This is a genomic window from Segatella copri (assembly GCF_009494395.1).
In the GTDB taxonomy this organism is placed as follows: domain Bacteria; phylum Bacteroidota; class Bacteroidia; order Bacteroidales; family Bacteroidaceae; genus Prevotella.
This window is the reverse complement of sequence record NZ_VZCB01000042.1, coordinates 31,910-46,041: the sequence shown is the minus strand read 5'-3', so window position 1 is coordinate 46,041 and position 14,132 is coordinate 31,910. Positions and strand designations below refer to the sequence as shown.

The following is a 14,132-nucleotide window of genomic DNA, read 5'->3' as shown; positions in this document are numbered from 1 at the left end:
CATTCAAGTTTTTTATATTACTTGCTTATAATTCGAAAATTTTATATAAATTTGTAGCTAAAATAATAGGTAACAAAACTATGACGCCAGAAGAAAAAGCAAGAGTCAAAATAGACCAATGGTTTGCTGATGCAGGATGGAAGGTTGTCAATCGAGATGAATACGAGCCTACCATCTCAGCCGTAGCTATTCGTGAGGGATTGCTCAAAGGCAATCTTGAAGCAGATTATTTCCTGTTTATCAATGGGAAAGCTGTCGGTGTGCTCGAAGCTAAACGAGAAGAAATTAATATTTCTTCCAATATTGTGAGTGAACAGGCTATCACATATGCAAAGAGTGTACCTGACTGTTATCAAGCCTGGCAAAAACCTTTGCCTTTCCTTTTTAAATCAAATGGCAAGGAAATAGAGTTTTTTGATTATAGACATCGTGAAACTTCAGAATGGGAAACTATCAGCCGCATTCTTACTCCTAAGGAAATAGTAAAGATGTTAGGTATAGACGACCCTTTTGCCGGACTTCCTACATTGAATAAGAAAGGTCTGCGAGAATGTCAATATGAGGCAGTCACGGAATTGGAGAAGAGCTTCCGTATAGGGCAAAATCGTGCATTGATGGTTCTAGCTACTGGTGCCGGCAAAACATATACGGCATGTCTCACGGCCTATCGCATGCTTAGCTATACTCCTATGCGTCGTGTTCTGTTTCTTGTTGACCGCAATAACCTCGGAAAACAGGCAGAAACAGAGTTTGGTACATTCCGCCTTACGGAAACTGGTGATGCCTTCAATACTATCTATGCAGTCAACAGGTTGAAGTCGGCTGAAGTACCAACAGACAGCAATGTGGTTATCTGTACCATACAAAGATTATTCTCACTCTTAAAAGGAGAAGAGATTACGGATACAGATGATGACGATGAAGATACATCTGATGGTGAAGTAGCATTACCAGACAACCCAAACTTACCACACGATTTCTTTGACCTTATTGTTATAGATGAGTGTCATCGTTCTATTTATGGCAACTGGCGCAAGGTGCTGGAATACTTTGATACTGCTCGTCTTATAGGTCTAACTGCGACACCAATTCCTGAAACGATGGCATTCTTCAACAACAACCGTATTGTAAACTATACACTTGAGCAGTCAATCATAGATGGTGTCAACGTCGATAGCCGTATCTACCGAATCAGAACAAAGGTAACTGAAGAAGGTGGAGCTATCATGCAAGGTCAGAAAACCAAAGTTGAGACTCGATACACTGGTGAAGTTAAAACCGTAAGTACAAAGGAAACGAAGACTTATACGAAAGAAGAGTTAAATCGAAGCATCATCAACCCTGCCCAGATAAAACTTATTCTTTCCACTTATCGTGATGCTGTCTATACAGAAATGTTCAATGACCCTCAAAGAGAGCCTAACATGGACTATCTGCCAAAGACCCTCATCTTTGCGCTCAACGAGAACCATGCAACAAATATCGTTCAAATTGCTAAAGAAGTTTTTGGACGCACGGATGACCGCTTTGTTCAGAAGATAACCTATTCGGCAGGAGATAGCAATGAACTGATACGCCAGTTTCGTAACGACAAGGACTTTCGCATTGCCGTAACCTGTACCCTTGTCGCAACCGGAACAGATGTAAAGCCTCTGGAAGTCGTGATGTTTATGCGTGATGTGGCTTCAGCTCCCCTCTATACACAGATGAAAGGTCGTGGAGTCCGGACAATAGGTGACGAACAGCTGCGCAACGTGACACCTAATGCTATCAGCAAAGACTGTTTCTTCCTAGTTGATGCCGTAGGAGTAACCGAACATGAGCATATCATACCAGGTCAGTATGAAGGTCCAGAGACAGAGACCATCACCTTAAAAGAACTATTGGAACGTATCGCTCATGGAAATCTGCCAGACAATTACCTCAAGCGACTTGCTGCCACATTATCCAGACTTTACAATAAGGCAGATAATGTACAGCGACAGGAATTTGTCCGCATCGCTCATGATGACATGCAGGAAATTGCTCAACGCATCTATAATGCTCTCGATCCTGAGCACCAGCCACAATTGCCACCATACGTAGATATCAATGAACCTAACAATGAACGTAAGGGGTTGGTATCTCCGATAGCTAATCATGCCAATGTCCGTAAGTACATCCTGATTCTTGCAGCTGGTTTTGTCAACACGCTGATGCCAGGAGAAGATACGCTCATATCCAAAGGTTTCTCTATCGAAGAGGCTCAAAGTACCACAGATGCATTTGAGCAATATTGCTGCGACCACTGTGATGACATAGAAGCTTTACGCATTCTATATAATAACGAGGGCGAACCTATCACTTATTCCATGTTGAAGGACTTGGAAAATAAGTTGAAGATGGAGAACAACCGCTTTGCACAAAAGCTCTTATGGAATTCATACGCCATCGTATATGGTGATAAAGTACGCCGCACGACCAGGAAGGAAGAATCGGAGGCTCTTACCAACATCATCCAACTGGTACGCTTCGCTTACCATCAGACAGAAAAACTGGAAAGTGCCTATCCTACGGCTCGAAGTATGTTTAATCTTTGGTATGGTCGAAAACAAATGGATATAACACCGAAGCAGAAGGATTTGATAGGCAAGATCGTGGAATACATCGCAGCCAATGGAGCCTGCAACGTGCGAGAGATAAGGAAGAACGATGTCACCCATGCAGCCCAATTGATTGCAGCTTTCGGAAACATGCAGAAAGCTGACGAGGCTTTGGATTCCGTATATAAATTTATAGTATTAAGAACAACTGCATAGTATATAGATATGGCAAAAAATATAACAACAGAGCAAACGCTCACAAAAAAGGTGTGGAATCTTGCTACGACATTAGCAGGAGTCGGAGTAGGATTTACAGATTACATCACACAACTCACCTATCTTCTTTTCTTAAAGATGGATGACGAGAATATGGAACTCTTTGGAGAGGATTCATCCATACCTGTTGGGTATAGATGGAAAGACTTGACAGGCTTGGATGGCTATGATCTCGTAAAGCAATATGAGAGTACACTCAAACTATTAAGTCAACAAGATGACCTCATCGGCACCATCTATACCAAAGCACAAAACAAGATTGACAAACCTGTCTATCTTAAGAAGGTAATCACTATGATAGATGAAGAGCAATGGCTCATCATGGATGGTGATGTAAAAGGTGCTATATATGAAAGCATCTTGGAGAAAAATGGTCAAGATAAAAAAAGTGGTGCTGGTCAGTACTTTACCCCACGTCCACTGATTAAAGCTATGGTTGACTGCTTGCAACCCCAAATTGGTGAGACTGTATGCGACCCCGCCTGTGGTACTGGTGGCTTCTTGCTTGCTGCCTACGATTACATGAAGGAACAAAGCCAGAATCGTGATAAATTGGACTTTTTGAACAACAAAGCGTTACATGGCAATGACATCACCCCACTTGTGGTTACACTTGCCTCCATGAACCTTTATCTTCATGGTATAGGCACAGACCACAGCCCTATCGTATGCGAGGACTCTTTGGAGAAAGAACCTTCCACCTTAGTGGATGTCATCCTTGCCAACCCTCCATTTGGCACACGCCCTGCCGGTTCTGTTGAAATCAATCGTCCAGACTTCTATGTTGAAACCAAGAACAACCAGCTCAACTTCCTTCAGCATATGATGCTGATGCTCAAAACTGGCGGACGTGCAGCAGTAGTCCTGCCAGACAATGTACTTTTTGAAGGCAACGCAGGAGAGACCATCCGCAAGAAACTCTTGTCGGATTTCAATCTCCATACCATTCTCCGTTTACCTACAGGCATTTTCTATGCACAGGGAGTAAAGGCAAACGTACTATTCTTTACCAAGGGACAGCCAACTAAGAATATTTGGTTCTACGACTATCGCACTGGTGTAAAACACACCTTGGCTACGAACAAGTTAGAGCGTCACCACCTCGATGACTTTGTAACCTGCTATCATGCTGAGGACATCAATGCCCGCAAAGAGACATATGATGCAGACAAGAACCCATCTGGCAGATGGCGCAAGTATAGCATTGATGAAATCATGGCTCGTGACAAGACAAGTCTTGATATCACTTGGATAAAACAGGGTAATGATACAGAAGATTTACCATTGAGCCAATTGATGTCAAACATCAAGGAACAGAGCATGAATATCAGCAAGGCCGTAAGCGAGTTGGAGAAATTATTGAGTGGAATAAAGGAGGTATAAAATGGACAAAAGTTTGATAAACACTAACATCGAACAGCAGTTTACTGAAGTCGTAAATCTGATAGTTCAGCATCGAAGTAAAGCGTCTATGGCTGTCAATAAGGAGATGCTGCTCACTGCGTGGCATGTAGGTGCCTATGTTTCCAAGAAGTTAAAAAGTGAGGAATGGGGAAGCAAGGTTATTTCCCAACTATCTGAATATATCCGTTCTCAACATCCTGAGATAAAAGGATATAGTAGAAGAAACATATATAATATGGTGATGTTCTATGATGAATATTCTACGGAAACTTTCACTACGATAGTAAATAAGTATCTTGATGCTGAATTTGTGCAGCCAATGGCTGCACAAATTGAAGTAAAACAATTAGTATCGAAAAGTAAGGCAATACAATCAAAAAATGGTGCTGCTGCATTTGTGCAGCCACTGGCTGCACAAATGCCTAAAATTTTGGAGTTGACAACGTTCACTAACCATATAGAAATACTATGTCGTTGTAAGCGTTATGAACAGCGGTTATTCTATATTCTTTATGCACATAAAGAAAAACTAGGAAAAAGAGAGATGCAGCGCTGTGTTGACAATGATACTTTTTCCAACCTTCTCGGAAATAAAAGTAATATGTCGAGGGGATTATTAGAGCAATATCCTGATGCTCCTATTATGTTTAAAGACACAGTGTTTTTAGATTTTCTTGGGTTGCCAAAGAAATACAATGAAAGCAAATTGAAGAATGGATTAATAGAGCATATGAAGCAATTTATTCTCGAATTAGGTAAAGATTTCATCTTTATGGACCAAGAGTATCCGCTCACCGTTGGTGCATCTACCTATAAGGCAGACTTGCTGTTTTTTCATCGCGGTCTCCAGGCACTTGTAGCGGTGGAATTGAAGAAAACCAAATTCCATCCTCGAGATCTTGGTCAATTAGAGTTTTACCTTGAAGCTCTTGACCGTGATGTGAAACGTTCCAACGAGAACCCTTCTATAGGCATCATTTTATGTCCTGATGTGGACAAGGTTGTTGTTGAATATGCTATGAGTCGCAGCATGAGTCCTACGATGGTGGCGGAATATAAGCGTATCTTAATTCCGCAAGAAAAAATGCAACAACAATTAAGGGAATTCTGTCAGTTCTTCTCAAAAGAAGATAAATCTTAAAATTAATAGACGAATTAATAATGGACACAAAAGCATTAAGACAAAAGATACTCGACCTTGCTATTCACGGCAAGCTCGTTCCACAAGATCCCAACGATGAGCCAGCATCGGTGCTGCTCGAACGTATCCGTGCTGAAAAGGAAAGACTCATCAAAGAGGGAAAGATTAAGAAGGGAAAGAAGTCTGCAAAGACTTCTGATAAGCCGCATTATCCGTTTGAACTGCCGAAGGGGTGGGTGTGGTGCAAGTTGGAAGATATTGCATATGACCTCATGTATGGTACATCTGAGAAATCCTCTCGTTTGGGAAAAGTTCCTGTGTTAAGGATGGGAAACATTAATCGTGAGGGTGGTTTAGATTGGAAAGATTTGGTTTACAGTAATAATGAAGAAGATATTGAAAAATTCAAGCTGTTACATAATGATTTATTATTTAATAGAACAAATAGTAGTGAATGGGTTGGTAAAACTGCAATTTACAAAGGAGAAAGACCTGCGATTTATGCAGGCTATATAATTCGTTTGAGAACAATCTTTGTAAATGCAGATTACATTAATTTTGTAATGAATAGTCAATATCATAGAAATTGGTGTAACGATGTTAAAACTGATGCTGTTAATCAATCAAATATTAATGCTCAGAAGCTATCAATTTTTAGAGTTCCATTGCCTCCAATTGAAGAACAAAAGCGTATTGTAAAAGAAATAAAACGTTGGCTTTCATTAATCAAGGTCATAAAAAACGGAAAAGAAAACTTACAAGAATCCATCAAGCAAATCAAATCAAAGGTTCTTGACCTTGCTATTCATGGCAAACTTGTACCACAAGACCCGAATGAAGAGCCAGCGATAGAGCTGCTGAAACGCATCAATCCAAAGGCAGAAATCACTTGTGATACCCTCCAATATGGCAAGCTGCCGAAGGGGTGGTGTAGTTGTACATTAAGAAACGTATGTTCCTTTACTAATGGTTTTGCTTTTAGCAGCGATGCTTATAAGAATAATGGAATACCTTTAGTTAGAATTTCTAATATAACAAATGAAGGGAAAATCGATTTAAATTCATGTGTTTATATTCAAGATGAAATTGACGAACAATACATTATAGAAAAAGGTGATTTTTTAGTGGCAATGTCTGGTGCAACAACAGGCAAAATGGGAGTTTATACATATGGTGAAATTTCATATTTAAACCAACGAGTGGGAAAAATAAAAGCTAGTAAAGCTTTGTATACTCCATACATGCACTATCTTATGTATTCTCAAGTTGACAACATATTAAAAATGGTATACGGAGGTGCACAACCCAATATTAGTGCAAAAGCAATTTTGGCAATAAGAATATTACTGCCACCACTTGCAGAGCAACAGCGTATAGTTGCTAAGATTGAAGATTTATTCACCCAATTTGACAAGATAGAAGCCTCATTATAACTACCATATTTAGCCATCGCAAGCTATATTCTTGCGGTGGCTAAATGATATAGATACGATTACCAAGTAACAACCTTGTCCACAATCTTCTGCTGTTCGCTTGCTGTGCGTCGCAGATAAATGCGTGTTGTTTCGATACTCTCATGCCCCATGAGGTCGGCAAGGAGGGCGATGTCGTTGAAACGGTCAAGGAAGTTCTTGGCGAAACGGTGACGGAAGGAGTGTGGATAAACCACATTACGGTTAAGACCGTACTTTTCGGCAAAGTACTTCAGTTGGATAGCTATGCCACGAGTGGAAAGGCGGTTGCCTAAACGATTGGTGAACAGATAACCAGAGGTGATGTTTTGTCCTGTTAGCCATCTTTGGGCTTCAGTGCATAGCTTCTTCGGAATGTAAAGGCGGCGCATCTTGCCTCCTTTGCTGTACAAGTCAAGATAGCCAACCGCTACATGCTCAGCTTTGATTTGAAGCAGCTCGCTGACACGTGCACCAGTGGCAGCCATAAACCAAACGATGAAATACCATTCATCATAACCGTCTGCCTTTAGCTTGGCTTTCAGGAACTTGTAATCGGCATCGCTGATTACGTTCTCCAAGAAGTTCTTTTGTTGCGCCTTTACAAACTTCATCTTTAGCTTCTCTTGTTTGCTAAACTCCAAATACTTATTCATTGCTTGCAAACGCAAGTTTACCGTCTGTGGTTTGAAGTTCTCCATGAGATAACCCTTATAAGCCAACAGATTCTTCTTGTTCACCTCCTTGTAGTGCTCAAGAAAATAGTTGATAGTCCACAGGTACGATGTTACCGTGTTCTTTGCCAAGTTTGACTTGACCAAATACTTTTCAAATTGTGTTACCATATTGTTTTGTATTAAAATGAATGGTAACAATATAAGATGCGTGTCAAGAATGGGGAATCCCCATTGTAAGCCTTTATGCTTGCAATGAGGATTCTATCTTGTCAAGTTGAGCGAATAGTTCTTCAATCCTTGCAACGATGCGGTATTGCTCGGAAAGCGGTGGCAGCATAACATTAATAGGATAGACTGTTTTGCCAGAAATTACAGGTTGTGCTGTTGAATTTGAATATTGCTTCAAATCATATTGCTGCAAAAGATAATAGAGGAATTTTGGTGTATATACGTTTCCCATTATTTTAGTAACAAAAGCATTATCTGTTACCCATATTTTATTATTTACATAATGAACAGAACCACAATAAAACCCCACACGTCCGATTATGATATTTATTCCATCTACATTGTAAGATTCATTATACCCTGTGATGCCGTTTCCTCCATAAATTGGGTATTTACCTATTCTGTTGTCTCGAACTTTAATAGCATCACCTGATTTAATCACAATTGTATTTCCTAATGTCGTTTCACACCACCCCTTCGGCAGCTTGCCATATTGGAGGTTATCACAAGTGATTTCAGCCTTTGGATTGATGCGTTTGAGCAGTTCGCTGGCTGGCTCGTCATTCGGGTCTTGCGGTACGAGTTTGCCGTGAATGGCGAGGTCGAGGATTTTACTCTTGACCCGCTTAATAGCTATTTGCAATTCTGCTTTTCCATTATCTATGATATCAATAATATTCAGCCAAGAACCTAACTCATTTACAATACGATGTTGTTCATTTATAGGAGGTATCGATAAAGCTAATTGTGAAAGCGTAGTACCATTTACGTTAGGCTGTCCAATACCTATAGAATCTCTTTGTATTTGTTCCCAATAGAAACCAGATTCAAAGAAATACTTTACATACTCTGGAAGAATTTCATTGAATGTTTGTACTCGTATTAAATAAGAAGCATATATTGCTTTATCTTGTAGTCCTTTTACAAGATAAGATTTACCTACAGTTGCACCTGTTCTTGCAAACAGAATATCTCCATCGCTGATTATATATGCATTTGCTTTATGTTCATCATAATCAGTATATGGGACTGTGTTCCAATCAACTGCGTTATTTTTAATATCAGTTATTCTAAGCAACTTGTATTCTCCTTTGCTTTTCGCGGATTCACTTACACCATACAAAATGGATTTAGAAATTTCTCCAACCGTCGTCCACACCCACCCCTTTGGAAGTTCAAAGGGATAATGCGGCTTATCAGAAGGTAAAAGTAGTTACAGGCATATCCTTCTTTTACTAATAAATGTTATATTCCCACCATTCTTTTCCCTAATCATTTGCTCTCTCTGGAATTTACTGTACTTTTGCAGTAAGTATCTGATTGAGGATTAAAAGTGCGATTTAAAATAAGGTATAGATTATGCAATACAAGAATATCATATTCGATTTAGGTAATGTCCTGGTGAAGCTCAATCCCGAAGGATGCATCGGAGCTTTCAAGGCGATAGGAATGGGGGAGTTGGTTGATTCAAATCCTCAGAGTGAAGGGATGAAGCTGATGGGTAAACTGGGTGTGGGAATGATTACCACCGAAGCATTCTGCGATGCAGCCCGCGAGTTGACTGGGACTGATGTGACGAATGAAGACATCATCGATGCTGCCAACAAGATGCTGGTGGAGATTCCTGATTACAAAAAGGAGCGACTCCTGCAGTTGAAGAAAGCTGGCTACCGCCTCTTCCTCTTGAGCAATACCATTGATGTGCACTGGGGTTATTGCGTGGAGCATCTCTTCCCTTATCAGAACCATGGGGTAGAGGATTATTTCGAGCACTGTTTCCTCTCTCAGCGAATGCATCTGGCAAAACCTGATGCCCGCATCTATGAGGAGGTAATCAGGCAGGCGAACATCAATCCCGATGAAACCCTCTTCATCGATGATCTGAAGGAAAACTGTGAGGCTGCCGAGACACTGGGCATCCATACCTTCCAGAACGTGAAGTTCGATGATTGGCTTGCACTTACCTTTGTACGCTAATAATAACTAACATACAATATCAAAATGAATGTTTACAAGACATTGGGACTGAAAAACAGTCGTATTGACGTAGCTGATGCCTTGCGAGGATTGGCTGTGGCAGGTATTATTCTCTATCATTCCGTGGAGCATTTCAATATGTACGATGGAAGCATAGAGCATGCTTATACGCTGGGTTGTGATGATTGGATGGCAGATGTGCTGGCTTTGCTGCTGTCGGGAAAGATGTATGGCATCTTTGCCCTGCTCTTCGGATTAAGCTTCTTTATCATGAATGATAATCAGCAGCAGCGGGGAAATTGCTTTTCCGGAAGATTTGCCTGGCGAATGTTCCTTCTGGCAATGCTCGGTATCGTGAACACCGCCTTCTTCGATGGCGACATCCTTTTCTCCTATGCCATCTATGGACTGGTTCTCATCCCATTGAGTTATCTTCCTACCAAATGGCTCTGGTGGGTGGTTGCTTTCCTCTTTATCCAACCGATAGAAATCTACTCCCTCATTTCGGGATGGCAGGTGGATACATCGGCGTTGAGAGAGGTGTATGGAAATATGTATAATGGACATCAGCACGGCAGTTTCCTGGAAAATGCCTATGGAAACCTGCGATATGGACAGGTGGCTACCTATTACTGGTGCATGATGAAGGGAAGACATACGCAGACCATCTGCCTCTTCATACTCGGAATGCTGGTGGGCAGAAAGCGTTGGTTCTACAATGAGAACAACAACCTGGCTTTGTGGAAGAAGGTGCTGGCGGTTTCCATGCTGGTATTGATTGTGGGAGGCATCGTAGATGTACGCCACATGGAAACATGGAACAATTGGCTTTATCCTATCTACAACTTCTTCATCCTCTCGTTCGTAGTTTCAGGCTTCGTACTGTTGTGGTATGGTAAGGAATGGTTCAGAAAGGGATTGTCGTTCCTGCGCCAGTTTGGTAAGATGAGTCTGACCAACTATTTCCTCCAGTCTATCATCGGTTGCGGACTGTTTGCCTATTATGGTTTCAATCTCCAGACAAAGCTCGGCATCACCTACGCTTTCTTTGTGGGCATCGCCATGGTGGTAGTACAATGTCTCTTCTCTAACCTCTGGCTCAAGTATCACTCCCACGGTCCTTTCGAGGGAATATGGAAGAAGCTGACCTGGATTAAATTCTAAGTTTTCAAGATGATAAAATAAAAAAGGTGTGTCATGATTCCATGACACACCTTTTTATTTTTTATTTATCCTTTCTGAATATCTTATCCACAACTACGGCAATGGCACCATCGCCCGTTACATTGCAGGCGGTTCCGAAACTGTCCATCGCAATATAGAGGGCTATCATGAGCGCCTGCATATCAGCATTGAAACCTAAAACTGAGGCTAGCGGACCGAGCGCTGCCATCACGGCTCCTCCCGGAACTCCCGGAGCAGCCACCATGCAGATGGCGAGCACGAAGATGAAGTTGAGAAAGAGAGGGAGATTGCACGGCATACCATTGATGAGACAGATGGTTAGCGCACAGCAGGTAATCTTCATCATTGAACCCGAGAGGTGGATGGTGGCACAGAGCGGAATGGTGAATCCGGCAATGCCATCGGTGACACCGTTTTTCAAGGTCTGCTTCAATGTTACCGGGATAGTGGCTGCCGATGAAGAGGTGCCGAGAGCCGTAAAGTAGGCTGGTAACATATTGAGCAGCAGCTTGAAAGGATTCTTGTGGGACAAGCCGCCTGCCAACAGATATTCGTAAAGTAATATCACGATATGGAGCACGAGAATCACGAGGATAATCTGTGCAAAGACCAGCAGGATATGGTATGCTTCGCCCGAGAAAGTCATGCCCAGGAAAATGCCGAAGATATAAAGGGGCAGGAGGGGGATGATGACTTTGGCGATGACACCGGAAACGATTTCCTTGAATTCCTGGAATATCTTTTGCATGGTGCGGCTGCCTTTATGGGCAATGCCCAGTCCGGCGATGAACGAGAACACGAGGGCACTCATCACATCTACCATGGCAGGTATCTTGATTTCGAAGAAGGGTTTGAGTTCTTCCACTTTGTCTACTGCCACATGGGCCGAGTTGGCAATCATGTGTGGAAAGAGAGCCGAACCTGTACCATAGGCAAGCAGACCCGCCAGGATGGTGTCGGCAAAGGCGATGCCCACGGTTGCAAGGAGGAGTTTTCCGGCTCCATGACCGATGTCGGCAATGGCTGGTGTTACGAGACCGATGATGATGAGCGGTATCATAAAGCCCAAAAACTGGCTGAAGATGCCGTTGAAGGTGAGAAACGCTCTGACGGCTGCTTCATTGAAGAAATTGCCGAAGATTACACCCAACAGGATGGCAATGATGATTCTTGCCAATAGTGGCATTTTGATTCTTTTCATATCCGTAGTTTTGCTTTTTGTTTGCAAAGGTACGGCTTTTCTTACTATTTTCCAAGCTTTTGCTCAATAAAAAGCCTATCTCAATAAAAAACATCTCAAAGAAAAAGCTCTTCTCAACAAAAAACGCCCTCCTGCCTCTCAGCAGAAGGACGCCAACCTTTTTTTTCTTGTACAATGTATGAATTCAGATACTATCTGTTTTTTACAGATTGTCTTTCTCGATATCCTTGAAGTACTTGTAAGTGCTAACCTTCAATTCGTCGGTAGCGCTCTCATCGCAAACGATGATGCCGTGCTTGTGAGTCTGCAAAGCGCTGATAGTCCAAGCCTGGGTAACAGGACCCTCGATAGCTGCCTGGAGAGCACGTGCCTTGCTGTGGCCGTTGCAGAGAATCATCACTTCCTTTGCAGCCATAACTGTGCCAACACCTACGGTGAGCGCTGTGCTAGGAACCTTGTTCATATCGCCGTCGAAGAAACGGGAGTTAGCGATACGGGTATCAGTTGTCAAAGTCTTCACACGGGTAAGAGAGTTGAGTGAAGAGAAAGGCTCGTTGAAAGCGATGTGGCCATCAGGACCGATACCTCCGATGAAAAGGTCGATGCCGCCAGCCTCAGCAATCATCTGCTCATAGTGTGCACACTCTTCCTCCAGGTTCTCTGCGTTGCCGTTCAGGATATGGATGTTCTCCTTAGGGCAGTCGATGTGGTCGAAGAGGTTGCGAGCCATAAATGAATGGTAGCTCTCTGGGTGAGACTCAGGAAGACCCACGTATTCGTCCATGTTGAAGGTGAGTACATGTTTGAAAGAAACTTCGCCAGCCTTGACAGCCTTGACGATTTCAGCATACATACCCATTGGTGATGAACCAGTAGGCAAACCCAATACGAATGGTTTCTCTGCTGTTGGGTGGAAGGCCTTGATAGTCTCCACAACGTGACGAGCTGCCCAACGTGACAACTCATCATAATTCTTTTCGATAATTACGCGCATAATTGCAAAATGTTTTTTGGTTGTTTTTATTTAAATGTTGATTATATTTCCCAAGCCATGGCTGATGCTCCCAAGACGGCAGCCGATGCACCCTTCAGTCCGCTGATAAGGAACTTAGCCTTACCCTGATACAGACTCAGTACGTGCTTTTCGTATGCTTCCTTGATAGGATTCATCAGCAGGTCGCCTGCATTAGCCAGACCTCCGAAGAAGATGAATGCTTCAGGGCTGAGTACGGTAGCAACATTGGCACACGCCTCACCGATCATTTCACCGGTCTGCTTGAAAATCTGCAGAGCGAGCTCGTCCTGCTTCATAGCCTCATTGTAGATATCCAGAGAGGTAAGCTTGTCAAGAGGAATGTTCTTGAGGCTGGAAGTTGTGTCAGGATTGTTGGCAAGCATTTCCTTGGCTGTTCTTACCACTCCTGTTGCAGAGCAGTATGTCTCCAGACATCCACTTCTTCCACATCCGCAAGGACGTCCGTTTACCGGTGTCACAATCATGTGACCCAATTCTCCTGCGAAGCCATCGCATCCGTAGAGCAACTGACCGTTGACAACAATGCCGGAGCCTACACCTGTACCCAGGGTGATTTCTACGAAGTTGTTCATGCCCTGTGCCACACCATACCATTTCTCGCCGAGCGCAGCAGCGTTGGCATCGTTGGTGAGAGCTACCGGAACACCGAGCTTATCTTCGAAGAGCTTAGCCAGTGGTACGATTCCCTTGCCCCAAACCAGGTTGGCTGCATTCTCAATCGTTCCTCGGTAGTAGTTGGCGCTAGGAGCTCCGATTCCCATTGCCTTGATGTTCTCCATGCCACCAGTTTCTTCTACGATAGTCATCACTGCCTGGCATGAAGCAGCGACATACTCTTCTACTGTTGTATAGGCTTGTGTCTTGATAGAGGTAGATGCTTTGATTTCTCCGCTACTGTCAACGATGCCGAACACTGAATTCGTTCCACCCAGGTCGAGGGCGATAACAAACGGTTTCTCGTTTTGTTTCATCAT

11 protein-coding genes are annotated in these 14,132 nt (G+C 42.7%); 6 read left to right on the top strand and 5 right to left on the bottom strand.

Annotation, left to right across the window (positions count from 1 at the left end):
- Positions 1–80 precede the first annotated feature (80 nt).
- The 4 genes from F7D73_RS04325 to F7D73_RS04310 are packed head-to-tail and all read left to right on the top strand — an operon-like array spanning position 81 to position 6,836.
- A complete protein-coding gene (locus tag F7D73_RS04325; RefSeq protein ID WP_153122487.1) occupies positions 81–2,798 on the top strand; it encodes a type I restriction endonuclease subunit R in 2,718 nt (905 codons plus the stop codon).
- 9 nt (positions 2,799–2,807) lie between these two features.
- A complete protein-coding gene (locus F7D73_RS04320; protein WP_006848379.1) occupies positions 2,808–4,241 on the top strand; it encodes a type I restriction-modification system subunit M in 1,434 nt (477 codons plus the stop codon).
- Between the two features lies 1 nt (position 4,242).
- Complete coding sequence (locus F7D73_RS04315; protein ID WP_153122485.1) at positions 4,243–5,403, top strand: PDDEXK nuclease domain-containing protein; 1,161 nt, start codon at positions 4,243–4,245, stop codon at positions 5,401–5,403.
- Positions 5,404–5,423: 20 nt separating this feature from the next.
- Positions 5,424–6,836 carry a restriction endonuclease subunit S gene (locus F7D73_RS04310; protein WP_153122483.1) on the top strand — a complete coding sequence of 471 codons (1,413 nt, stop codon included), beginning with the start codon at positions 5,424–5,426 and terminating at the stop codon, positions 6,834–6,836.
- Between the two features lie 59 nt (positions 6,837–6,895).
- On the opposite strand, the gene F7D73_RS04305 is transcribed toward F7D73_RS04310, so the two are convergent.
- Together F7D73_RS04305 and F7D73_RS16375 are read right to left on the bottom strand one after the other, a co-directional pair.
- Positions 6,896–7,699, bottom strand: a complete 804-nt coding sequence (locus F7D73_RS04305) for a tyrosine-type recombinase/integrase (protein ID WP_153122482.1) — start codon at positions 7,697–7,699, stop codon at positions 6,896–6,898.
- A 73-nt stretch (positions 7,700–7,772) separates the two neighbouring features.
- Positions 7,773–8,918 (bottom strand): restriction endonuclease subunit S, encoded by a 1,146-nt coding sequence (locus F7D73_RS16375; protein ID WP_367383699.1) that lies wholly within the window; start codon positions 8,916–8,918, stop codon positions 7,773–7,775.
- A 200-nt stretch (positions 8,919–9,118) separates the two neighbouring features.
- Between F7D73_RS16375 and F7D73_RS04295 the strand changes: the two genes are divergently transcribed.
- Positions 9,119–9,736 (top strand): HAD family hydrolase, encoded by a 618-nt coding sequence (locus F7D73_RS04295; RefSeq protein ID WP_153122480.1) that lies wholly within the window; start codon positions 9,119–9,121, stop codon positions 9,734–9,736.
- A gap of 24 nt (positions 9,737–9,760) precedes the next feature.
- On the top strand, positions 9,761–10,900 hold the full coding sequence (locus tag F7D73_RS04290; protein WP_153122479.1) for a DUF418 domain-containing protein: 1,140 nt from the start codon (positions 9,761–9,763) through the stop codon (positions 10,898–10,900).
- A gap of 61 nt (positions 10,901–10,961) precedes the next feature.
- Here F7D73_RS04290 and F7D73_RS04285 read toward each other — a convergent pair whose 3' ends face one another.
- The 3 genes from F7D73_RS04285 to F7D73_RS04275 form a co-directional block, all read right to left on the bottom strand.
- Positions 10,962–12,122, bottom strand: coding sequence for a dicarboxylate/amino acid:cation symporter (locus tag F7D73_RS04285; RefSeq protein ID WP_153122477.1), 1,161 nt, complete (start codon positions 12,120–12,122; stop codon positions 10,962–10,964).
- Positions 12,123–12,324: 202 nt separating this feature from the next.
- Positions 12,325–13,116, bottom strand: a complete 792-nt coding sequence (nagB, locus tag F7D73_RS04280) for a glucosamine-6-phosphate deaminase (protein WP_153122475.1) — start codon at positions 13,114–13,116, stop codon at positions 12,325–12,327.
- 41 nt (positions 13,117–13,157) lie between these two features.
- The gene (locus F7D73_RS04275; protein WP_420377616.1) at positions 13,158–14,129 is read right to left on the bottom strand and encodes an ROK family protein; all 972 of its coding nucleotides are present in this window, start codon (positions 14,127–14,129) and stop codon (positions 13,158–13,160) included.
- Positions 14,130–14,132 lie beyond the last annotated feature (3 nt).

Bases quoted from the DNA above. Each gene is read 5' to 3' on its own strand.
- F7D73_RS04290 (WP_153122479.1), top strand. From the start codon at position 9,761: ATGAATGTTTACAAGACATTGGGACTGAAAAACAGTCGTATTGACGTA.
- F7D73_RS04320 (WP_006848379.1), top strand. From the start codon at position 2,808: ATGGCAAAAAATATAACAACAGAGCAAACGCTCACAAAAAAGGTGTGG.
- F7D73_RS04315 (WP_153122485.1), top strand. From the start codon at position 4,243: ATGGACAAAAGTTTGATAAACACTAACATCGAACAGCAGTTTACTGAA.
- nagB (WP_153122475.1), bottom strand. From the start codon at position 13,116: ATGCGCGTAATTATCGAAAAGAATTATGATGAGTTGTCACGTTGGGCA.
- F7D73_RS04325 (WP_153122487.1), top strand. From the start codon at position 81: ATGACGCCAGAAGAAAAAGCAAGAGTCAAAATAGACCAATGGTTTGCT.
- F7D73_RS04310 (WP_153122483.1), top strand. From the start codon at position 5,424: ATGGACACAAAAGCATTAAGACAAAAGATACTCGACCTTGCTATTCAC.
- F7D73_RS04295 (WP_153122480.1), top strand. From the start codon at position 9,119: ATGCAATACAAGAATATCATATTCGATTTAGGTAATGTCCTGGTGAAG.
- F7D73_RS04275 (WP_420377616.1), bottom strand. From the start codon at position 14,129: ATGAAACAAAACGAGAAACCGTTTGTTATCGCCCTCGACCTGGGTGGA.
- F7D73_RS04305 (WP_153122482.1), bottom strand. From the start codon at position 7,699: ATGGTAACACAATTTGAAAAGTATTTGGTCAAGTCAAACTTGGCAAAG.
- F7D73_RS04285 (WP_153122477.1), bottom strand. From the start codon at position 12,122: ATGAAAAGAATCAAAATGCCACTATTGGCAAGAATCATCATTGCCATC.